The 22,024-nt window shown below is 72.6% G+C and carries 13 protein-coding genes; 8 read left to right on the top strand and 5 right to left on the bottom strand.

Translation table 11 applies throughout. From position 1 onward, the window contains the following. Positions 1 to 410: 410 nt before the first annotated feature. Complete coding sequence (locus AC0699_RS25725; protein ID WP_478664448.1) at positions 411 to 1,010, bottom strand: MarR family winged helix-turn-helix transcriptional regulator; 600 nt, start codon at positions 1,008 to 1,010, stop codon at positions 411 to 413. A 129-nt stretch (positions 1,011 to 1,139) separates the two neighbouring features. On the opposite strand from AC0699_RS25725, the gene AC0699_RS25730 reads away from it, so the two are divergent. After that, on the top strand, positions 1,140 to 2,459 hold the full coding sequence (locus AC0699_RS25730) for an MFS transporter (protein ID WP_478664450.1): 1,320 nt from the start codon (positions 1,140 to 1,142) through the stop codon (positions 2,457 to 2,459). 20 nt (positions 2,460 to 2,479) lie between these two features. Here AC0699_RS25730 and AC0699_RS25735 read toward each other — a convergent pair whose 3' ends face one another. Both AC0699_RS25735 and AC0699_RS25740 read right to left on the bottom strand, forming a co-directional pair. Then, on the bottom strand, positions 2,480 to 4,201 hold the full coding sequence (locus AC0699_RS25735; protein ID WP_478664454.1) for an ATP-binding SpoIIE family protein phosphatase: 1,722 nt from the start codon (positions 4,199 to 4,201) through the stop codon (positions 2,480 to 2,482). Between the two features lie 177 nt (positions 4,202 to 4,378). Next, positions 4,379 to 5,860, bottom strand: a complete 1,482-nt coding sequence (locus AC0699_RS25740; RefSeq protein ID WP_478664458.1) for an NAD(P)/FAD-dependent oxidoreductase — start codon at positions 5,858 to 5,860, stop codon at positions 4,379 to 4,381. A 341-nt stretch (positions 5,861 to 6,201) separates the two neighbouring features. Here AC0699_RS25740 and AC0699_RS25745 point away from each other — a divergent pair, with 341 nt between their 5' ends. Next, on the top strand, positions 6,202 to 6,969 hold the full coding sequence (locus AC0699_RS25745; protein WP_478664460.1) for a TetR/AcrR family transcriptional regulator: 768 nt from the start codon (positions 6,202 to 6,204) through the stop codon (positions 6,967 to 6,969). A gap of 266 nt (positions 6,970 to 7,235) precedes the next feature. Beyond that, positions 7,236 to 9,191: a sigma-70 family RNA polymerase sigma factor gene (locus tag AC0699_RS25750; protein WP_478664464.1), complete on the top strand. Its 1,956-nt coding sequence runs from the start codon at positions 7,236 to 7,238 to the stop codon at positions 9,189 to 9,191. A 100-nt stretch (positions 9,192 to 9,291) separates the two neighbouring features. Here the strand turns inward: AC0699_RS25750 and AC0699_RS25755 are convergent, their stop codons facing one another. After that, on the bottom strand, positions 9,292 to 12,471 hold the full coding sequence (locus AC0699_RS25755; protein WP_478664468.1) for a BTAD domain-containing putative transcriptional regulator: 3,180 nt from the start codon (positions 12,469 to 12,471) through the stop codon (positions 9,292 to 9,294). A 91-nt stretch (positions 12,472 to 12,562) separates the two neighbouring features. Here AC0699_RS25755 and AC0699_RS25760 point away from each other — a divergent pair, with 91 nt between their 5' ends. Then, a complete protein-coding gene (locus AC0699_RS25760; protein ID WP_478664470.1) occupies positions 12,563 to 13,381 on the top strand; it encodes a DUF427 domain-containing protein in 819 nt (272 codons plus the stop codon). A 221-nt stretch (positions 13,382 to 13,602) separates the two neighbouring features. Here AC0699_RS25760 and AC0699_RS25765 read toward each other — a convergent pair whose 3' ends face one another. Then, the gene (locus AC0699_RS25765) at positions 13,603 to 15,738 is read right to left on the bottom strand and encodes an asparagine synthase-related protein (protein WP_478664471.1); all 2,136 of its coding nucleotides are present in this window, start codon (positions 15,736 to 15,738) and stop codon (positions 13,603 to 13,605) included. A gap of 786 nt (positions 15,739 to 16,524) precedes the next feature. Here AC0699_RS25765 and AC0699_RS25770 point away from each other — a divergent pair. From AC0699_RS25770 to AC0699_RS25785, 4 genes are all read left to right on the top strand, one after another. Further along, complete coding sequence (locus AC0699_RS25770) at positions 16,525 to 18,000, top strand: MFS transporter (RefSeq protein WP_478664475.1); 1,476 nt, start codon at positions 16,525 to 16,527, stop codon at positions 17,998 to 18,000. A gap of 145 nt (positions 18,001 to 18,145) precedes the next feature. Further along, positions 18,146 to 19,351: an L-2-hydroxyglutarate oxidase gene (gene lhgO, locus AC0699_RS25775; protein WP_478664477.1), complete on the top strand. Its 1,206-nt coding sequence runs from the start codon at positions 18,146 to 18,148 to the stop codon at positions 19,349 to 19,351. A gap of 226 nt (positions 19,352 to 19,577) precedes the next feature. Beyond that, entirely contained in the window at positions 19,578 to 20,357 is a 780-nt protein-coding gene (gene trmB / locus AC0699_RS25780) for a tRNA (guanosine(46)-N7)-methyltransferase TrmB (protein ID WP_478664686.1), read from the top strand. A gap of 208 nt (positions 20,358 to 20,565) precedes the next feature. Beyond that, positions 20,566 to 21,894 carry a PrsW family intramembrane metalloprotease gene (locus AC0699_RS25785; protein WP_478664481.1) on the top strand — a complete coding sequence of 443 codons (1,329 nt, stop codon included), beginning with the start codon at positions 20,566 to 20,568 and terminating at the stop codon, positions 21,892 to 21,894. Positions 21,895 to 22,024 lie beyond the last annotated feature (130 nt).

The raw sequence follows: 22,024 nt of genomic DNA on the forward strand, positions 1-22,024 counted from the left end.
CCGTTCTTCGCTTTCGCGTTTCCCTTTCCGGCGGTTCCGACTCTATCAGATCCTTTCGGGCCTGACTCCCAGTCAGAGGGGGTTGTCTTTCCGGCTGTTGGGCCGTTCCGACGTTTCAAACTCTAGCGGATTTCCCGGGCGACTCATAATCGAGTCAATCGAAATGAATTTCGGCATGCCAAAACTCTTCCCGGCTGGGAGATCGTGCAGAGTTTGGTTGCCGCATGAGCGGCGGGAGTGGCCGTCGCAGAACCGTTCCGGCTCCGTGACAACTCGAAGAACCTTACGGATCGACCAGAGGTGTGTCAACTCGCCCGTTCGTCCATCTGCAGGACACCTTCCGGACCACTCCCCAGGCCACCTCCCTGACCTTCCTGACCATGCGGCCGGGCAGCCAAGCAGCCGGGCGGCTAGTCCAGATCGGTGAGCCGGCCGCCCGCGTCCGGCTGGGTGTGCTCCACACGGCGCAGGACGCGGATGAGCAGCTCGCCCAGGACTCCGCGCTCCTCGCTCGACAGGTCCTGGAGGAGGTCCTCCTCGAAGTTCGTGGCCATGCGCATCGCCTCCAGCCACTTCGAACGCCCCTCGTCCGTCAGCTCGACGATGACGCGCACCCGGTTGGTCTCGTCGCGGTCGCGGGTGACCAGGCCGTCGCCCGCCATGCGGTCGATGCGATGGGTCATGGCAGCCGGAGTGAGGCCGAGGCGCTTGGCGAGCTCGCCGGGGCCGAGGCGATAGGGGGCGCCGGAGAGGACCAGGGTCTTGAGGACCTCCCACTCGGCGTTGCTGATGCCGAGGGCGGCGACCTGGCGGCCGTACGCGACGTTCATCCGGCGGTTGAGCCGGCCGAGGGCCGAGACGACCTTCTCCACCTGGGGGTCCAGGTCCCGGAACTCGCGCTGATACGCCGCGATCTGTTCGTCGAGGCTCGGCTCCTGCGCGGCCGTGGAGAGCTGAGTGGCCTGCGTGGCCTGCGTCTGGCGGCCGGGCTGCTCGGGGGTGTCGGACATGCGCCTCACTATCCCATGCATCGGGTTGGCTTCTAAGTCCTTCGATGTGTACTGTTAAGCTTCTAACTTTACTGTTGAAGTCTTCAGACTTCAGTCCTCCGCTCGACGGACCAACCGAAGCAGGTGAGTGTGACCAAGGCGATGGGCGCTGCGATGCGCCGGATCCAGGCAGGGAACGTGCTGAGCGCGTTCGGGCTCGGGTTCACCGTTCCGTATCTCTATGTGTATGTGGCTCAGGTGCGGGACCTGGGCGCCGGTACGGCGGGGGCCGTGCTCGCCGTCTTCGCCATGGCCGCGCTTGTCGTCCTCCCCTTCACCGGGAGGGCCATCGACCGGCGGGGGCCCCTGCCCGTGCTGGTCGTGGCCGCGCTGCTGGCCTCCGCAGGTGCGCTGAGCATGGGGCTGGCCGACAGCGTGCCGGCGGCCGTGCTCTCCGCCGCGCTGCTGGGCGCCGGCACCGCCGTGATGCAGCCCGCGCTCGCGACGATGATCGTGTGGGCCTCCAGCCCGTCCACCCGGACCAGGGCGTTCGCCATGCAGTTCTTCCTGCAGAACCTGGGGCTCGGAATCGGTGGTCTCATCGGCGGGCAGATCGTCGACGAGAGCCGGCCTGCCAGCTTCACCCTGCTGTTCGGCATCGAAGCGGCGATGTTCGTCGTGCTGGCGGGGATCGCCGCGACCGTCCGGATGCCGGGTGCGCCGTCGATCCAGGACACTCGGCCCGAGAACACCGAGGCGAAGGCCAAGGGCGGGCTGCGGACGCTGCTCGGGCACCGCGCCATGGTGCAGCTGTCCGTGCTGGGCTTCGTGCTGTTCTTCGCCTGCTACGGGCAGTTCGAGTCGGGGCTGGCGGCATACGGCACGGAGGCCGCCGGGATCGACCCGGCGACGCTGGGCATCGCCCTGGCCGCGAACACCGCGGTGATCGTGGCCGCGCAGTTCCTCGTACTGAAGTTCGTGGAGCAACGGCGGCGCTCGCGAGTGATCGCCGCGGTCGGTCTGATCTGGGCCGTCGCGTGGCTCGTCGCGGGGTACGCGGGGCTCGGGCACGGCAGCCAGACGATGGCGACGGCCGCGTTCATCTCGACGTACGCGCTCTTCGGACTCGGTGAGGCGATGCTGTCGCCGACCGTGGCGCCGCTCGTCGCCGACCTGGCGCCGGAGTCGATGGTCGGGCAGTACAACTCGGCGTTCGCGCTGGTCAAGCAGCTCGCGCTGGCGGTCGGGCCGGCGGTGGGCGGGCCGATGGGCGCGTCGCTGCACGGTCCGTACATCGTGACGTTCGTGCTCTTCTCGCTCGGTATCACCGTGCTGGCCATGAGGCTGGGGCGGAACCTCACGGCCGCACAGGACCGGCCCGCGCTCGCGTCGAAGTCGCGGATCGTCGCTCAGCACCGCCCCGAGCACGACACGCACGGCACACCGAGCAAGGTCGAGGCCGCCGCCTAGGCAGCCTGTCCGGACAGGACCTAGTCGGGCACCTGGTCGAGTTCCTGGTCGAGTTCCTGGTCGGGGAGCGCGAACTCGCACCACACCGCTTTGCCGCCGCCAGGAGTCCGGCGGCTCCCCCAGGACGAGGCGATCGTCGCGACGATGGAGATCCCGCGGCCCGCCTCGTCCTCCGTTTCCGCGCGGCGGCGGCGCGGCAGATGGTCATCCCCGTCCGTCACCTCGATGATCAGGCGGCGGTCGGTGCGCCGGAGCCGCAGGCGCATGGGTGGGGTGCCGTGCTGCAGCGAGTTCGCCACGAGCTCGCTCGCGGCGAGGACACCCAGATCGCGCAACTCCCCGGGGAAACGCCAGGAGGCCAGCACCCCCGAAGCGAAGGCACGCGCGCGGGGCGCCGCTTCGACACCGCCGAGCAGCTCCAGTGCCGCGTTGTGGAAGAGCTCCGCGTCCGAGCCCGTGCGGGTGGGGTGCTGGAGGACGAGGACCGCGACATCGTCGTCATGCTCTGCGGTCACGCCCAGGGAGCGGATGAGGCGGTCGCAGACCACCTGGGGAGTGCCGGTCGCTCCCGCCAGCGCGCGCTCCAGAGCGGCAACTCCTTCGTCGATGTCCTCGCCGCGCCGCTCGATGAGCCCGTCCGTGTAGAGGACGGCGGTGGAGCCGGGCTGGAGGGCGATCGTGCCGGAGGTGTGGATCCAGCCACCGGTGCCGAGTGGGGGGCCCGTCGGCTCCTCGGCGCGGTGGACCGCACCGTCCGCGTCGCGTACGAGGATCGGCAGGTGGCCCGCCGACGCGTACACGAGCCGTCCCTCGTTGGGGTCGTGCACCGCGTAGACGCATGTGGCGATCTGGCTGGCGTCGATCTCGGCGGCCAGTCCGTCGAGCAGCTGCAGCACTTCGTGCGGGGGCAGGTCGAGACGGGCGTACGCGCGGACGGCGGTGCGCAGCTGGCCCATGACGGCGGCGGCGCGCACCCCGCGGCCCATGACGTCTCCGATGACGAGGGCGGTGCGGCCCGCCCCCAGGGTGATCACGTCGTACCAGTCGCCGCCGACCGCGGCGTCGGTGCCGCCCGGTTGGTACGTGGCGGCGATCCGCAGGTCGTCGGGCTGCTCCAGCTCCTGCGGAAGCAGGGAGCGCTGCAGGGTGACGGCGGTTTCGCGATGGCGGCGCTCGCTGGTGCGCAGCCGCTCCGCGGCATCGGCGTGGTCCGTGACATCGGCGGCGAAGACAAGGACTCCGCTGACGACTTGGCCGTCGTGGCCCGGGGCCTCGGCGGGCAGGCAGGTGACCGTGTACGAACCGCCGCCCTGGAAACGGCGGGACTTCACGGTGCGGGGCCGTCCGCTGCGCAGCACCTGGTCCATCAGCGGAAGCAGGCCCAGCTCGGCGAGCTCGGGGCAGGCTTCGGCGGCGACGGCACCTGCGGGACGGGGGCCGAACGCCGCGGCATAGGCGTCGTTGACGTACGACACACGGTGCTCCGGGCCGTGGACGAGAGCGACCAGGGCGGGCAGTGGGCCGAGCAGCTCCCGCACGGAGAAGTGCTCCAGCGTGGGCGCGGCGGGCGAGCCGGGCGCGCCAGGGGCGTCGTCGGCTTCGGTGGCGTCGGTGGCGTCAGGCAGGCGGTCCGGCCGCTGGTCGTACTCGCCGCGGGCCGCGGGCACGGAGCCGCGGTCCGTCCTCGCTGCGGCGCGACGCTGCGTACCGGGGAGCCGGGCGCTCCAACGCGTGAAGTTCACGGATTTTCTAGCCTCGTGGTGTCGTTGCTGATCGTCTTGCGCGGCTGCGCCCTCGTGCGCACGGGCGGCAGCGTCCTGGTCGTCGTGGTGGCCGCGCCCCAGGGACAGGTCACTCTGTGCAGATGTCGGTCCACCTATCGTCACACGTCCAGTGTGACCGACAGCACTGACAGCGGGTCAGTCCTTCCTGGGCTCCTCCCCCGATGCCGGGCCCGGCTTGTCCGTCGGCCGCGGTGCGCGACCGCTTCTCGGCGGGTCCTCGTGGCGGCGTGTGAGGGGCTTGGAAGGAACGGCTCCCGCGGCGAGTTCGAACTCGGCGCGCGGATGTTCCAGCGAGCCGAGCGAGACGATCTCACGTTTGAAGAGACCGGACAGTGTCCACTCGGCGAGGATGCGCGCTTTCCGGTTGAAGGTGGGCATGCGGCTGAGGTGATAGACGCGGTGCATCAGCCAGGCGGGATAGCCCTTGAGCTTGCGGCCGTACACATGCGCCACACCCTTGTGCAGACCGAGCGAGGCCACGGATCCGACGTATGCGTGCGCGTACTCCTTGAGAGGCTGCCCGCGCAGGGAGGCGACGATGTTCTCGGCGAGGACCTTCGTCTGGCGGACGGCGTGCTGGGCGTTCGGCGCGGTCTCCTTGCCGGGCTCGTCCGACGTGATGTCCGGTACGGCGGCGGCGTCACCGGCCGACCACGCGTGTTCGACACCCTCGACGGTGAGCCGGGCGGTGCACTTGAGCCGGCCGCGCTCGTTGAGCGGCAGGTCCGTGGAGGCGAGGACGGGCGCGGGCCTGACGCCGGCGGTCCACACGACCGTGCGGGTCGGGTGCCGGGTGCCGTCGCTGAGGACGGCGACACGGTTCTCGCAGGAGTCGAGACGGGTTTCCAGCCGTACGTCGATGTTGCGGGCGCGCAGCTCACGGATGGCGTACCGGCCCATCTCCTCCCCGACCTCGGGGAGGATGCGGTCGCTCGCCTCGACCAGGACCCATTTCAGGTCGTCCGGCTTGATGTTGTGGTAGTAGCGCGTGGCGTAGCGGGCCATGTCCTCGAGCTCGCCGAGCGCTTCGACGCCTGCGAAGCCGCCGCCGACGAAGACGAAGGTGAGGGCCGCGTCGCGCAGGGCGGGCTCGCGGGTGGATGAGGCGATGTCCATCTGCTCGATGACGTGGTTGCGCAGGCCGATGGCCTCCTCGACGGACTTGAAGCCGATGCCGTACGTGGCGAGGCCGGGGACCGGGAGCGTGCGGGAGATCGAGCCGGGGGCGATGACCAACTCGTCGTACCCGAGCTGGATCCCGCCCGTGCCCTCCTCCGCGGTGGCGAGGGTCGTGACCGTCGCGGTGCGCTTGGCGTGGTCGACGGTCCTGACGTCGCCGATGAGGATCTTGCAGCTGCTCAGGACGCGGCGGAGCGGGACCACCACGTGGCGGGGCGAGATCGCCCCGGCCGCCGCTTCCGGGAGGAACGGCTGGTAGGTCATGTACGGCTCGGGCGTCACCACGACGATCTCGATATCGCCACGCCCCAGCTCCGCCTTCAGCTTCTGCTGGAGTCGCAGTGCCGTGTACATCCCCACGTAGCCTCCGCCGACGACGAGAATGCGCGTGCGCGGCGAGGAACCGGGGGTCGTGTCCCGGGAGTATGCAGCCTTCACCTTCCCATGACGCAACGGCCTCAGGAGTTTGTCCACAGCCCCGGCAAATTGTGTGACCGCAGGTTTTGGCCGAGCAGCACCTGGCCGGTTCCCCGCCGTAGGGGAAGGTGCGCAGGTCAGCGGGGACGAGGGGGGTGGAGGGAGGGGGCGGAAACAGGAACGTTCCGGCCCTTGCTCCGATCGGGGGGCGCACCGTACGGAACTGCCCCTTCTGAATTGACCCCGACTCAACTATGTTCGTACCTCGTCGGGGTGTCGGGTCGGTGACTCGTCTGATTCACCCCGACTGTCACGGCGGGGAGTCTCCGGGGGGAGACGACATCATTACCGGGGGAACGCTCATGCACATTCAGGATTCGCATTGGCCGACCGCTGTCGCCACCGACGTCGGTGGGAACGGGCGGGTGGCGACGACTGCGGCCGGCCGTTCGGCTCCGCTGCGCGTGGACGCGCAGCGCAATCTGGAGCATGTTCTGCGCGCCGCACGTGAGGTGTTCGGGGAACTCGGCTACGGGGCGCCGATGGAGGACGTGGCGCGCCGGGCACGGGTCGGCGTCGGCACGGTCTACCGCCGCTTCCCGAGCAAGGACGTGCTCGTACGGCGGATAGCCGAGGAGGAGACCTCCCGGCTGACGGAGCAGGCGCGTACGGCCCTGGGCCAGGAGGAGGAGCCGTGGTCGGCGCTCTCCCGGTTCCTGCGGACGTCGGTCGCATCGGGTGCGGGCCGGCTGCTGCCGCCGCAGATACTGCGCGTCGGTGTGGACGTCGAGGACTCGACGGTCGTCGCGGAGACCCCGCGCGACGAGGCGCGGGTGCCGCAGCAGCGGCTGGGCATCGCCGGTCAGCCCGATCTGCGGGTGATCACACCGCGTCCGGCGGCGACGGCCGAGCAGGACGACGCGGGTGCGGGCGAGCTGCTCGAGGTCGTGGGGCAGCTGGTCGACCGGGCGCGCGAGGCCGGTGAACTGCGGAGCGATGTCACGGTGGCCGATGTGCTGCTGGTGATAGCCACGGCCGCGCCGTCGCTGCCCGATGCTGCGCAGCAGGCCGCGGCGTCGGCCCGGTTGCTGGACATCTTGCTGGAGGGTCTGCGCTCTCGGCCGGTGTGACGACGGTCGGCGTGAAGCGGCCGGTGTGACGACGGTCGGCGTGACGATGGTCGGGGCGCGGGGTCTCGGGGCGCGGGGGTCGGGGGCGCGGGGCGCGGGGGCGTGCGGTCTGTTCGGCACTCCCCGAATGGGCGAACCCTCGTGCTCGGTTTCGGGAGGCCTCCCCGGATGAGTGGTTGGTGCGTCCGGGGGAGCCCTGACCGTTGCTGCTGTATGGCACTCTTGGCCGGTGTTCGGGTCACTGGGTGCGTACGGGAGCTTCCGCGATGAGCGGTGACGGTCGGGACGAGCCACTCGCCGGGGCAGCCGGCGCGGAGACCGGCGGGCTGCCTTCTCAGCAGGTCCCGAGCCAGGGCGGTCCCGGGCATTCCAGGGACGCCGGCCGCTCCTCGGGCGCCGGGCGACCGGTGGACGCCGACGCGAGCGTGCCGCCGCAGCGCACAGGCGGCAGCGGGGCCACCGCCGCCGATCTGCCGCCGTCCGACGCCGACTTGGTCCAGCGGATGCGCGAAGGCGACGACAGCGCGTACGCGGAGCTGTTCCGGCGGCACTCGGGCGCGGTGCGCCGCTACGCGCGCACGTGCTGCCGCGACGCCGACACCGCGGACGACCTGACGGCCGAGGTGTTCGCCCGGACGCTGCAGGCAGTGCGCGGCGGCGCCGGGCCCGAGCAGGCCGTACGGGCCTATCTGCTGACGACCGTGCGCCGGGTTGCCGCCGCTTGGACGAAGTCCACGAAGCGGGAGCAACTGGTCGAGGACTTCGCGGTCTTCGCCGACCAGGCCGCCCGCTCCGCCGAGGTGCCGGACCAGGGCACCCTCGATCTCGGCGCGGACGTCCGCGCGATGCACGAGGCCGACCGGTCACTGGCCCTGCAGGCCTTCCGCTCGCTGCCCGAGCGGTGGCAGGCGGTGCTGTGGCACACGACCGTCGAGGAGGCGTCGCCCAGCGAGGTGGCGCCGCTGTTCGGCCTCACCGCCAACGCCACGGCGGTGCTGGCCGGCCGCGCCCGTGAGGGGCTCAAGCAGGCCTATCTGCAAGCCCATGTGAGCAGCACGCTCACCTCGGGCGGCGACTGCGCGCAGCACGCCGACCGGCTCGGGGCGTACGCACGGGGCGGGCTGCGGATGCGGGCCGAGCGGGGGCTGCGCAAGCACCTGGAGGCATGCGCCAGGTGCCGGCTGGCCGTGGGGGAACTGGAGCAGGTCAATGCCGGGATCCCCGCGCTGCTGCCGGTCGCGTTCATCGGCTGGTTCGCCGCCGGGTACTCGCTCAAGGCGGCCGGGATCGTGGCGGGCGGAGCCGCGGGCGCGGCGGGGGCGGGTGCCGCCGCTGCCACGGCCGGGTCGGGATCGGCCACCGCGGGTTCCGGTGGTGCGGGCGGCGCCGCGGCCGCGGAGGGCCTGGCGGCACCGGTGAAGGCCGGGATCGCCGCGGCGGCGGCCATAGCGGCCACCGCCGGGATCGTGTGGGCACTGTCGGGAGATCCGGCAGCCGCGCCGAAGTCCGAGGCGAAGCCGTCGGCCGCACAGCCCGTCGTACCGCAGCCGCCCGCCCCTTCGCCGAAAGCGGAACCCCCGGCTCCACCCGCGTCCTCCGCGCCGGAGCCGACGCCGCCGTCGCCGAAGAAGCCCTCACCCGCGACGGCCCAGAAGCTCTCACCGGCCGTCCCGGAGCCCCTGGCGACCGAGCCCGCACCGCCGGGGCAGCAGCCGAAGCCCACCACGCCCACGCGGAAGCCGGCGCCCAAGCCGCCCCCGGTGCCCCCTCCGCCCACGGCGCCCGACCCGACCGTCTACCAGGTCAACCGGCTGAAGTACGGGGCGTTCGGTGACCACACCGAGCCGGAGGTGCGGCTCGGCGAGAGCAGCTGGCTCTGGCAGCGCTGGGGCATGTCCATCGACGGCACCCGGTACGGGCACGGAATCTCGGTCCGCGCCAGGTCGTCCGTGACCATCGACCTGAACCGCCGTTGCCTCTCGTACGACGCCCTGGTCGGGGTCGACGATCTGAACCTCGGCCGCGGCGCGGTGCGGTTCTCCGTGTACGGGGACGGGGCGCGGCTGTGGCGGTCGCCGGTGCTGCGCGGTGGCGACACGGCGGTGCCGGTGAGCGTCGGTCTCTCCGGGCGGAAGACGATCCGGCTGGTGGTGGAGCCGCACACCCCCTTCGACTCGGTGGCGCTCGCGGACTGGGCACAGTCGCGGATCAGTTGCCACTGAGCGCCCGGCCCGGATCAGGTGCCGCAGATCAGCCGACGCAGGTCAGGCGGCGCAGATCAGCCGCCCCGGATCAGCCCGCCCGAAGATCAGGTATCCCGGATCAGGTGCCGCTGCATACCGCCTCTTCCAGGGCCTCGATGACCTGAGCGAGGCTGAGACCGGCACCGACGGCGCGTTCGGCCTCGTACCGCTCCTCACCGAGGCTCGCGCGGGCCTGGCTCTCGACGGCTTCCACCATGCGGCGCTCCGGCACGGACCGGGGTATGCCCGTCCGCCACGCCTCCGCCGCGGCGAGGATCCGTACGGCGAGCCGGTCCTCGCCGAGCAGCGGCAGCACGGTAGCGGCGCTCTCGGTGATGTGTGCGGTGATGACCTCGGCGCAGCGGGACTCCAGCGCGGCGCGCAGCGCGGCGGCGAGCGCGCGCACACCGGTGAGGGCGCCGCCGCCCTCCTCGTGGGCGGCGATCCGGGCATCGAGACCGCTGAGCGCCGCGGTGAAGTGCGGCGGCGGCGTACCGGCGGCAGCGGCCGCCTTGGCTTCCTCGGCGAGCCGGCGGGCATGCCGGATCTCGCCGCGTTCCAGGGCGATCACCGAGCGGAGCATGCGTACGAACGCCCGGGTGTCCTGGACGTTGTAGCGCTCGGCCTCGTCGGACGCCTCGTCGAGACCCTTCTCGGCGGCCTCCACATCGCCCTTCCGGTAGGCGAGTTCGGCAAGCCGGGCCAACAGGAACGGGGCCTCGGCATGCGCGCCGACTTCCCGGGCGAGGCCGAGCCCCTCGGTGTACGCGACGTGTGCGTCCTCGTACCGCCCGCGCATCATGGCCGCCTCGGCGATGGCGCTCGCGACCTGCGCGCGCATCCAGCGGTCGCCGACGCGCCGGCTGATGTCGCGCAGCTCGGCGAGGTCGTCGTCGACCCCGTCGACACCGCCCGGATAGTCGATGGCCATGTGCGTACGGAGCATCAGGACCACGCCCGTCTCCCAGTCGCCGCCGTGGATACGGCAGTTGGCGATGGATTCGTCCAGGAGCTCCCGGACGCGGTCGAGGCCGTCGGCGAGATAGCTGGCGAAGGGCCAGACCAGCCCGGGGAAACGGGCGGCCTCCGCGCCGCCGGCGCGGAAGACGTCCCGTAGCCGACGGGCTGTTCGCCGCCTGTCCGGATCCTCGAACGCCGCAGGCATCGCATTGCTCTCGTCGAGGAAGAGCTGCAGCATGCGCACGTGCATACGGGGCCAGTAGCAGGGGTCGCTCCGGTCGCCCCCGTCCAGGTCCGGGGCGAGGGCGACCGTCCGCGTGACCCAGGCGAGCCCCTCGGACCGGTAGTTGCGCAGCCACCAGAACCAGCTCGTCGCGAGGACCAGACGAAGGGCGTGCGGCTCGTCCTCGCGGCGCGCGGTCACGCGGTGGAGGGCGGCGCGGATGTTGTCGAGGTCTGTCTCCAGCCTGCGTATCCAGGGCAACTGTCCGGCCGAACGGATCTCCGGGCCGGCCTGCTCGACCAGGGCCGTGAAGTGGGCGATGTGGGCGCGCTCCGCCGTGGCGAGCAGCTCCGGAGTCTCGGCGGCGCGCTCGGCGGCGTACTCGTGGATGGTCTCCAGCATCCGCAGCCGCATCTCGCCGTCTCCGTCGGGAACGGCTGTGACCAGGGACTTGTCGACGAGAGCGCCCAGCAGGGCGGCGGCGTCACCACTCCCCGGGTCCACGCTCACCGCTTCGGCCGCGGTCAGATCCCAGCCGCCGGCGAAGACCGAGAGCCGGCGCAGGACCGAGCGCTCCGCGTCGTCCAGCAGCTCCCACGACCAGTCGACGACCGCACGGAGCGTCTGCTGCCGCGGCAGAACGGTACGGCTGCCGCTGGTCAGCAGCCGGAAGCGGTCGTCGAGGCGGTCGGCGATCTGGCGCGGAGTGAGCATCCGCAGCCGGGCGGCGGCGAGTTCGATGGCGAGCGGCAGCCCGTCGAGGCGGCGGCAGATCTCCTCGGCCGCCGCACGGTCGTCGTCGATCCGGAAGGCGGGGTTCGCGGCCGTGCCCCGGTCGGCGAAGAGCCGCAGGGCCGAGTCCTGGGGCAGGGAGTCCACAGGACGGACGGATTCTCCGGGCACCCCCAGGGGCTCCCGGCTCGTTGCGAGGATCCGCAGCCGCGGGCAGTGGGTGAGCAGGGTCTCGGCGAGTTCGGCGGCGGCGCCGACGACGTGCTCGCAGTTGTCGAGGACGAGCAGCGGGCCGCGGTGCGCGAGGTGCTCGACGAGCCGGTCGGTGGGGTCGTCGTGGAGCGGCTGCCCCTCCCGGGTGATCAGGTGCGTCTCGCGCAGCCCGAGCGCGGAGAGGACGGCTCCGGGTACGGCGGTGGGATCGTCGAGCGGGGCGAGTTCGGCGAGCCAGGCGTCGGGGGCCGTGGCGGCGGCCTCCTCGGCGAGGCGGGTCTTGCCGGCGCCGCCGGGGCCGGTGAGGGTGACCAGCCGGGAGCGGGTCAGCTCCGCGCGGATGGCTACGAGTTCGGGCTCACGCCCGACGAACGAGGTGAGCCGGGGCCGTAGGTTCCCCCCGGACTCGGCAGGCGGCGCTGCCAGCAACTGCCCGTACAGGTCGGTCAGTTCCGGACCCGGATCGGTACCGAGGCCGTCGGCGAGGGTCCGGCGGGCGTCCTCGTACGCGGCGAGGGCATCGGCCTGGCGGCCCTCGGCGCGCAGGGCGCGGATCAGCTGGACGCGGAAGGTCTCGTCGTACGGGTGCGCCGTGGTCAGCTCTTCGAGCTCGGGTACGAGGGCGTCGGCGACTCCGTACCTGAGGTCGGCCTCGATGCGCTGCCGCACGGCCGCGAGGCGCTGGGCCTCCGGACGGACACCCAGATCCCCCTCGGGAAGGTCCGCGAGCGCGGGACCCCGCCAGAGCGCGAGCGCTTCGCGGAACGTGCCGGCCGCGGCGCCGGGGTCACCCGCGTCGAGCTGGGCGGTGCCGGTACGGACGAGGCGCTCGAAGACGTACAGATCGATGTCGTCCGGGACGGCGGCGAGCCGGTAGCCGGCGGGGGTGGACTCGACCGCGCCCTTGCCGAGCGCGCGGCGCAGCCGTGCGACGAGTGCCTGGAGCGCGGCAGGGGCGTCGTGCGGGGGCTCCCCGCCCCACACGTCCCCCACGAGCTCCCGTACGCCGACGGCCCGCCCGCCCCGGTACGCCAGCGCCCCCAGGAGCGCCCGCAGCCTCGGACCACCGACCGTAACGGGACCGCCGCGCTCGTCGCGAGCTTCGGTGACACCGAGGATGAGATACCGCACGGCCCCATTCTCGCGGCGCGGCACCGGGGGTGCGCGTGCTTTTCCGTGGCGCGGCGTTGCCGCGGGCAGCGACGCCGCGCAGGGTGGACTCATGACCACATCGAGTGGGACTCCGCGATCCGTGCCTGTCGTCCGGCGCCGGCCCGATCCGGCCGACAGCGTGATCTGGGAGCCCAGTGAACGCTGGGTGCGCGGGACGAAGGACGACGTCACGGTCGTCGACAGCCACCGGCCGGTTCTCGTGTGGGAGCCCGGCCGTCCCGTACCGCTGTACGCGTTCCCCGCCGAGGACGTCCGCACAGACCTGCTGCGAAGGACCGAACGGCCCGCGACCCGGCGTCACGCGGGAGCCACCGTCTTCTACGACCTTGTGCTCGACGACCGGATCATCAAGGCGGCGGCCTGGACGTATCCCGGTGAGGAGCTGGCCGGTCACATCTGTTTCGAGTGGTTCGGGCGGGACGTGCTCGACCACTGGTACGAAGAGGAGGAGGAGATCTTCGTGCACCCTCGTGACCCTCACCATCGGGTGGACGCGCTGCCCAGCACCCGGCACGTCCAGGTCGAGATCGTGGGCACGGTCGTCGCGGACACGCGTACGCCGGTGCTCCTGTTCGAGACGCATCTGCCGGTCCGCTACTACTTCCCGCGCGAGGACGTCCGCCTCGATCTCTTCACCCGGACCGACTCACGAACTCGCTGCCCGTACAAGGGTGTGGCGACCGAATACTGGTCGTGGGCGGGCGCCGACGACGTACGGCCCGACATCGCCTGGAGCTATCCCGATCCGCTGCCGGCCGTGAACGTCATCAAGGGCATGGTGGCCTTCTACAACGAGTCCGTGGACATCATCGTCGACGGCGAGCGGCAGGAACGCCCGGTCACTCTCTTCAGCAAACCGCCACGCTAGCCGCGACCGCCCCCGGACCGAAGCGGACCCGACACCCACGGTCCACACCCGGCATCCGAGCGGAACCCAGGCCAAAGCAGCCCCCACGGCCCGCAGTCGGGAGACGGCCCCGGCGCACCCCAAGCCCGTCCGGCGATTGAGGACGGACACACCGGACGCCGTCAAGGCACCGGGCACACCGTCACCGCCCCCGCCGGAGGCGCCCCGCACCCCGGAGCGGCCTACGCCTGCAACGTCCGCCTCGGCGGCACCCCCGCCGCCACCGCCCGCTGCCGCGGCGCCGCCGTCCCCGTCCAGCACGTGCCCCGCCGCGCCAGCAGCCGCCGGAGCCAGAGCTCCGTGGAGACCAGGTCCGCGAGGCCGTCCAGCGGGACCGGCTCGCCCTCCGACGCCGCCCGCAGGGCCTTGCGGACGACTCGCGCCTCCACCAGCCCCGCGTCGGCGAGCAGCGGCGTGTCGAACAGCCCGATCAGCTCCGGCAGGGAGACCCGCAGGCCCGCCCGCGTCGCGGCGGTCGACGCCGCATGGGACGGCGCGCCCCAGCCCGGCGGCAGATCGTGGATGCCCGCGCCCGCGAGCACGGCGCGCAGGACCTCGGCCCGCGCCCCGGGCTGTACCCGGAGCGCCTCGGGAAGATCGCGCGCGGCCCGTACGACCTGGTTGTCGAGGAACGGCGCGTGCAGCCGCTGGCTGCGCACCTCCGCGGCCTGCTCCAGCACCCGGTGATCCGCGGCATGCCGCGCGAGCGCGGCGCGTGCCCGCGCCTCCCCCGGACGCTGCACCGACGTCGGTCGCGTCGCCGCCTCCTGCAGGCGAACCGATACTTCAGCGAGCGCCTCGCCCGTGAGCCATCGCGCCGCCGGTCCCGGCCGGGACCACGTGAGGGCCGCCAGGGACGCACCCAGGGGCCCGCTCACCGCTGTCGCGGCACGGTTCGCCTCCGGCAGCCGCGCCGCCGCCGACTCGAGCCCGGTCCGGTACGGCGTACGCGCGAGCCGCCGCGCCGCCCGGTAGACCGTCAGGGGGACGAGGAGCGAGCCCGCGGACGGGCCGGACGCGCGGGCCAGCGCCGAGACGGGACGGAGCAGCGGCCGCCGCCGTCGGTCCATCAGCAGGTCCGCGAGCCGCGCCGGATGCGCGTCCAGTACCTGGCGGGCACCCAGCCCCGTGAAGTGGTCGGCGCTCCCGGACGCCAGCCGCCTCCTGTTGCGTTCGGCCTCGACGAGCGAGGGGCCCGGCTCATCGGTCAGCGGTCCTTCGAGGCCGGCGTACGGCAGCGCCTCCTCGCCCGCCGCCACGACCACGTGGTGCAGCCTCGGGTTCGCGGCGATGGCCCGGGCACGCTCCATCTCGGCCTCCCGGCCCTGCGGCGTGGCCAGGTCGTTGAAGGTCACGGCCAGCAGCCGCTCCCCCGCGCCCGTGCCGTGGCCGAGTATCGTGCCGGGCACGCCGGGCAGCCCGGCGGCGAGCAGCGCGAGGGTCCCGGAAGCCACGCCTCCGGAGAGGTCCGCGCCGATGCCGGGAGCGGGCGCGCCCCGTGCCGCGCGCCGTTCCGCCGGGCCCATTCCGGGCACGGGCCCGGGGTCGGGCGGCAGCGTCTCGGGCGCGTGCCGGGGCGCGGTGAGTCTCGCGCGTACGGCGTCGACGAGCGCGTCCCGCATCGCGTCCACCGCCCGGCGTGTGTCGAGTTGGGGCGCGGCGACGGCGAGCGAGGCGACCGGCTCGTACCCGGCGATCTCGCGTGAGCCTTCACGCAGGATCAGCGCGTGGCCGGGCGGGATCCGCTTGACCCCCGCGTACGGGGTGGAGTCGCGCAGCGCCTCGGGGGTTTCCGGGCAGGCGAGCAGCGCGGCGAGGTGCCCGATGTCGAGCTGGGCCTCGATGAGGTCGGCCAGGGGCAGCGCGGCCGTGGCGTACGCCGTGCCGTTGGCCCAGGGCGTGTAGAAGACGGGCCGTGCGCCGGCCAGGTCACCGGCGATGGTGATCCGGCGGCCGACCTGGACGACCGCGGTGTAGCTGCCGGCCCAGGCGGTGAGATGGCGCAGCGCCCCGCCGCGCGCCGCGAAGAGCCCGACGCGCAGCTCCTCGTCGCCGGCGGCGCAACAGCCCAGTACGGCAAGGCGGGTGACGGGGGTCCCGCCGGCGGAGCCCGGGGGAGGGTCGACGGTGACGACGCGGATCTCGTCGGGCCGCCAGTCGCCGACGGCCCAGAGCGGATCGGGATCCCCCCACAGGAGCTGTGCGCCGACGGGGTGAACAGTGCGGCTCGCTTCGCCGGGATCGGAGGACCGGGTACCCACGGCGCCCGCCGTGCCGAAGCTTGCGGCAATACTGCTCCACCCCACCAGCCACCGCATCGCGCCTCCACAGCCTGTGGACAACCCTCGGCACACCCGATTCGGCACACCCGATGAAGACATGCTGCCACGACAACAGCGCACAGGAGGGGCTCCGGGTCGCGCGCGCAAAAAGTGAACGCGCCCCTGGCATTGGCCATTTGCCGACGGTCGGCGTTACCCGCGAAGTGCGGCCTCGGACCGGCCTCGAATCGGCCTCCCAGCGACCCGCCGACCGACTGAGCATCGACCGCGAACCGATCGCGAACCGACCGCTGAGCCGCCGGCAAACCCGGAAGCCGCCCGACGGAAGGGCGACATTCAGCCAATCTTCGGGCATCACGGAACCGGACATCCGTGCAGACATCCGTACAGACGCACAGTCCGGGAGGCGCTGTTCGCCTCCCGGACCGGTCCGCCGCCCGCGGGGATTGAGACGGCGGTGTCCCCCAGCCCACTGGATCCCTAGCCAGCGGGCCGACCCACGCAGCACTCATGCAAGCGCTCCCGTTCCGGCCGGACGAGAGCGCACGGACGGGCGCACGGCCACACACCCGGAGCACGCCCCAGCGGCCGTTCGTCCGTCGAACACACAACAATCTCGCCATACGGAACACCGCCTCTTAACGGTCGGGATGCGGCGAACTACCCTGTGTGTCACTGCTGTTCTCCGCGGGGGGTGCATATTCCGAGGGGCTCGGCCACGCGCTCTTGCGGCCGGGATCCGTGGGGTAGTCCCACGGGGGGAACGCAGCACGAACGCCGGACCGGACGCCCGGCGGCCGTCTGTGTGTCGAGGGGTGGCGCATGTCCAGGGAGCAACGCGGGCCGAACGAAAAGCTCGGCACCGTTCTCGCCCTCGCGGGAATCAGCAACGCCGGTCTCGCCCGGCGGGTCAACGACCTCGGAGCGCAGCGCGGTCTGACCCTTCGCTACGACAAGACGTCGGTGGCCAGATGGGTGTCGAAGGGCATGGTGCCGCAGGGCGCCGCACCCCATCTCATCGCCGCCGCCATCGGGCAGAAGCTGGGCCGCCCGGTGCCGCTGCACGAGATCGGGCTCGCGGACGCCGACCCGGCCCCCGAGGTCGGGCTCGCCTTCCCGCGCGACGTGGGCGAGGCGGTGAAGTCGGCCACCGAGCTGTACCGGCTGGATCTAGCGGGCAGGCGGGCCGGCGGCGGCGGGATCTGGCAGTCGCTGGCGGGCTCCTTCGCGGTGAGCGCGTACGCGACGCCCGCGTCCCGCTGGCTGATAACCCCCGCCGACTCGTCGGTGGAGCGAAACGTGGAGCGCACCGTAGAGGGCACGGCGGGCGCTGAGGGCGCCGAGGGCGCGGAAGGCACGGACGTCCCCGAGGACAGCCATGTCCGCGTGGGCCACAGCGATGTGGCCAAGCTGCGCGAGGCGGCGGAGGACGCCCGGCGCTGGGACTCCAAGTACGGCGGCGGCGACTGGCGTTCGTCGATGGTCCCGGAGTGCTTACGGGTCGACGCGGCGCCGCTGCTGCTCGGTTCGTACTCGGACGAGGTCGGCCGTGCGCTGTTCGGCGCGACCGCGGAGCTGACCCGGCTGGCGGGCTGGATGGCCTTCGACACGGGCCAGCAGGAGGCGGCACAGCGGTACTACATCCAGGCGCTGCGACTCGCGCGGGCCGCCGCCGACGTACCGCTGGGCGGCTATGTCCTGGCTTCCATGTCGCTGCAGGCCACGTACCGGGGCTTCGCCGACGAGGGCGTGGACCTGGCGCAGGCGGCCGTTGAGCGCAACCGCGGGCTGGCCACCGCCCGGACGATGAGCTTCTTCCGGCTGGTGGAGGCGCGGGCGCACGCGAAGGCGAGCGACGCGGCCGCGGCCGGAGCGGCGCTGAGGGCCGCGGAGGCGTGGCTGGAGCGTTCCCGGGAAGGCGACGGGGACCCGTCCTGGCTGGGCTTCTACTCCTACGACCGGTTCGCGGCAGACGCCGCCGAGTGCTACCGGGACCTGAAGGCGCCGCGGCAGGTGCGGCGCTTCACGGAGCAGGCGCTGTCCCGGCCGACGGAGGAGTTCGTCCGCTCGCACGGGCTGCGCCTGGTGGTGAGCGCCGTGGCCGAACTGGAGTCGGGAAACCTGGACGCCGCCTGCGCGGCGGGCACCCGGGCGGTGGAGGTCGCGGGCCGGATTTCGTCCGCGCGTACGACGGAGTACGTACGGGATCTGCTGCACCGGCTCGAGCCGTACGGGGACGAACCGCGCGTGGCGGAGCTGCGGGAACGGGCCAGGCCGCTGCTGATGGCTCCGGCGTGAGCCGTACGGCTCACGTGAGGCGTGTCCCACCTGGTTTAACGCGATTGTCGGTGGGCCAGTGCATCATCGGGGGGTCGGCCCGCGGCGCGGCCGCGATCAGGTGCCGTGTCACGTGGGACGGCGCAGCCTGGGTGGGAGGTGTTCGATGACGGCGGCATACGACTGCGACGTGCTGGTGATCGGTGGCGGGATCGTCGGCCTCTCGACGGCGTACGCCCTGACGCGCGCGGCGCCGGGCACCTCCGTGGTGGTGCTGGAGAAGGAGTCGGGCCCCGCCCGGCACCAGACCGGGCGGAACAGCGGAGTGATCCACAGCGGGATCTACTACCGGCCGGGGTCGCTGAAGGCACGTTTCGCCGTGCGCGGGGCCGCGGAGATGGTCAAGTTCTGCGCGGAGTACGGAATCGCGCATGAGGTCACCGGCAAGCTGATCGTCGCCACCGAGCGCGAGGAGCTGCCCCGGCTGCACGCCCTGGTCCAGCGCGGCAGGGAGAACGGGATTCCGGTGCGCGAGCTGGGCCCGGCGCAGATCGCGGAGTACGAGCCGCAGGTGCGGGGACTCGCGGCGATCCAGGTCGGGACGACCGGGGTGTGCGACTTCGGTGCGGTCGCGGCGCAGCTCGCGGAGGCCTCCGGCGCATCGGGCGCGGAGATCCTTTACGGCGAGGAGGTGCGGGCGGTCGACCGGCGGCCCTGGGGTGTCGCGGTCCGTACGGCCTCCGGGCGGATCGTCCGCGCCCGGGCCATGGTGAACTGCGCGGGGCTGCAGTGCGACCGGGTGGCGCGGCTGGCGGGCGACGAGCCGGGTATGCGGATCATCCCGTTCCGGGGTGAGTACTACGAGCTGGCGCGCCCCGAGCTGGTGCGTGGCCTGGTGTATCCGGTGCCGGATCCGGCATTCCCCTTCCTCGGGGTCCACCTGACCCGGGGCATCGAGGGCGGCGTCCACGTGGGGCCGAACGCGGTCCCGGCCCTGGCCCGCGAGGGCTACGGCTGGTCCACCGTCCACCCGCGCGAGCTCGCGGCCACGCTGAGCTGGCCCGGTTCCTGGAGCATCGCCCGCCGCCACTGGCGATACGGCGCGGGCGAGCTGCACCGCTCCCTCTCCAAGAGCGCCTTCACCACGGCCGTCCGCCGGCTCCTGCCCGCCGTCACGGAGGACGATCTGCGGCCGGCGGCCGCGGGGGTGCGGGCCCAGGCGGTGCTGCGGGACGGCACCCTCGTGGACGACTTCCTGATCAAGGAGGCCCGCCGCACGGTCCACGTGCTGAACGCGCCCTCCCCTGCGGCGACGGCGTCCCTCCCGATCGGCCGCGAGGTGGCGAGGCGAGCTTTGGCGCACATCGCCTGAGGGCGGGCCCGGACCGGATGGGCTCGTTCTGAGCACCGCTGGGGTCTCCCCGTGCCCGCACGGCGCAGGCGGAGCGTGAGGCGCAGGGCGCAGGGGGGAGCGTGAGGCGCAGGGACCGGGGGCGGCGGCCCTTAGGGCGGGGCGGCAGCGCGGGGTCGGGGCGGAGCCCCGGTTACGGCCCGCGCCGTACAATCGGGGCATTGTGTCTGAGTTCGAGAACGTCACCATCGAAGGCCCCCAGGTCAGCGGCGCGCGCGTCGTCACCACCCGGGCCAAGGGCGAGCCGCGGTTTCCCGGCGGGCCCGCCGCCGATCCTGCCGGGTCGCACCATGAGCGACGGATCCGCAGCTTCCAGCCGCGCCGGAGCCGGGTGACCGCGGGGCAGGGCGATGCCCTGCTGCGGCTGTGGCCCACGTGGGGGCTGGACATCGACGGACTGCGCATCCTCGACCTCGACGAGATGTTCGACGGGCTGCCGGTCGTCCTGGAGATCGGCTTCGGGATGGGCGAGGCGACCGCGCAAATGGCCGCGGCCGACCCCGGCACCGGCATTCTCGCCGTCGACGTGCACACGCCGGGCCAGGGCAATCTGCTCGGGCTCGCGGAGCGTACGGGTCTGACCAACGTCCGCGTGGCCAACGGTGACGCGATCATCCTGCTCCGCGAGATGCTCACGCCGGACGCGCTCGACGGGCTGCGGGTCTACTTCCCGGACCCCTGGCCCAAGAAGCGCCACCACAAGCGCCGGCTGATCCAGCCCGAATTCCTCACCCTCGCGGCGAGCCGGATGAAGCCGGGCTCGGTCCTGCACTGCGCGACCGACTGGGAGCCGTACGCCGAGCAGATGCTCGAGGTCCTCACCGCTCACCCGGACTTCGAGAACACGCAGGCGGACGGCGGCTACGCGCCCCGCCCCGCCTTCCGCCCGTTGACCCGCTTCGAGGGCCAGGGCCTCGACAAGGGCCATGTGGTGCACGATCTGCTCTTCCGCCGCCGGAGCCGGTGACACCCACGGCCGGTAGTCCACAACGGCCTGACTCCCGACCACCGGCAACACCGCCGCGGCCGTAATCCCAGACCGCCGGTAACATCGCCATGCTCACGGTCCCGACCACCGACAACACCGCAACGGTCGAGGCCCCGACCGCCGGTAACACCGCCCGGGGCCGATAACACCATCGCGCACTGTCAGTGCCCCTCGTTAGGGTCATCGGGTGTCCGACTGGTCCCCGCAGCCGCATCTGGCCGCCCGCCCGGCCGTCCCGGCCTGCGACGAACAGCCGCTGTTCGACGCCGTACCCGAGCGTGCGCGCTGGCGCTACAAGCCGCGCCGCGACTTCTGGCGCAGCAAGACCGTACGTGCCGGGACCCTGATCACCCTGCTCGCGCTGTCCGGTCTGGTCATCCTCGCCCTGGTCCGTGAACAGACCGGCACCGAAGGCTTTCTGGTCGGCCTCGGCCTCGCCGTGCTGCCCGTCCCGCTGCTGATGGCGGCGTTCCGCTGGCTGGACCGGGTCGAGCCGGGCCCGTGGCGGAATCTCCTCTTCGCCTTCGCCTGGGGCGCCTGCGCGGCCGCCCTTGTCGCGATCATCGCGAACTCGTTCGCGACCCAGTGGATAGCCACCGCGACCGCCGATCCGTCGCACGCGGACACGATCGGCGCGACCGTCATCGCCCCGGTCGTGGAGGAGAGCGCCAAGGCGGCCGCCGTGCTGCTCCTCTTCCTCTTCCGCAGACGGGACTTCACGGGCATCGTCGACGGTGTCGTCGTCGCCGGCTTCACCGCGACCGGCTTCGCCTTCACCGAGAACATCCTGTACCTCGGCAACGCCTTCGGTGAGGACCAGGCGTTCGGCACGTCCGGCTTCGCGTCCGTCACCGCCGCGACCTTCTTCGTACGGATCGTGATGTCGCCGTTCGCGCATCCGCTGTTCACGGTGCTGACGGGCATCGGGTTCGGCCTCGCGGCGATCACCGCCCGGCGCCGGAGGTTCCGCAGGACCGTGTTGCCGCTGCTCGGCCTCACCCTCGCGATGGGCATGCACGCACTGTGGAACGGCTCCGCGAGGTTCGGCCCGTTGGGGTTCTACGCCGTGTACGCGGCGTTCATGGTGCCGGCGTTCGGGCTGCTGACCTGGCTGGCGATCTGGACCCGGCAGCGCGAGCTGCGTACGGTCGCGGCCGAGCTGCCCGCGTACGCCGCGGCCGGCTGGCTCGCCCCTGCCGAACCGCTCGCCCTGTCCTCCATGCGAGCGCGCACCGTGGCCCGCGACATGGCCCGCCGTACCCACGGCCCGGCGGCCGCCCGCGCCGTCTCCGAGTACGAGGCCTTCGCGACCTCGCTGGCCTTCCTGCGCCACCGGGCCCAGCGCGGCGCGGGGGGCCCTGACTTCGTCGCCCGCGAGCAGGAGCTGCTCCACCATCTCTGGCAGCGCAGGAGCGTCGCGGCCCCGGCCCTCACATACGCGGCGCGTGCGACGGGCCGGGTGTGGCAGCCACCGCCGTATCTGGACTACGGCGACTACAACCCGTACCGGGCGTAGCGGAGAACGCGGATCGCCGCGGCCTCGCGGACCACACCGCGCACGAAAAACCGGCAGCTCAGGCGTCGGGGGGGTGCGCCAGAGCTGCCGGTGACTCGAGTGTGAACCGTGACTGATCAGGACTACGGCT

Source organism: Streptomyces sp. NPDC043870, from assembly GCF_056435785.1.

What these genes read in the sequence shown, in the direction of transcription:
- AC0699_RS25725 (WP_478664448.1), bottom strand. Translation starts at nt 1,010, where the DNA reads ATGTCCGACACCCCCGAGCAGCCCGGCCGCCAGACGCAGGCCACGCAG.
- AC0699_RS25745 (WP_478664460.1), top strand. Translation starts at nt 6,202, where the DNA reads ATGCACATTCAGGATTCGCATTGGCCGACCGCTGTCGCCACCGACGTC.
- AC0699_RS25750 (WP_478664464.1), top strand. Translation starts at nt 7,236, where the DNA reads ATGAGCGGTGACGGTCGGGACGAGCCACTCGCCGGGGCAGCCGGCGCG.
- AC0699_RS25760 (WP_478664470.1), top strand. Translation starts at nt 12,563, where the DNA reads ATGACCACATCGAGTGGGACTCCGCGATCCGTGCCTGTCGTCCGGCGC.
- AC0699_RS25765 (WP_478664471.1), bottom strand. Translation starts at nt 15,738, where the DNA reads ATGCGGTGGCTGGTGGGGTGGAGCAGTATTGCCGCAAGCTTCGGCACG.
- AC0699_RS25770 (WP_478664475.1), top strand. Translation starts at nt 16,525, where the DNA reads ATGTCCAGGGAGCAACGCGGGCCGAACGAAAAGCTCGGCACCGTTCTC.
- lhgO (WP_478664477.1), top strand. Translation starts at nt 18,146, where the DNA reads ATGACGGCGGCATACGACTGCGACGTGCTGGTGATCGGTGGCGGGATC.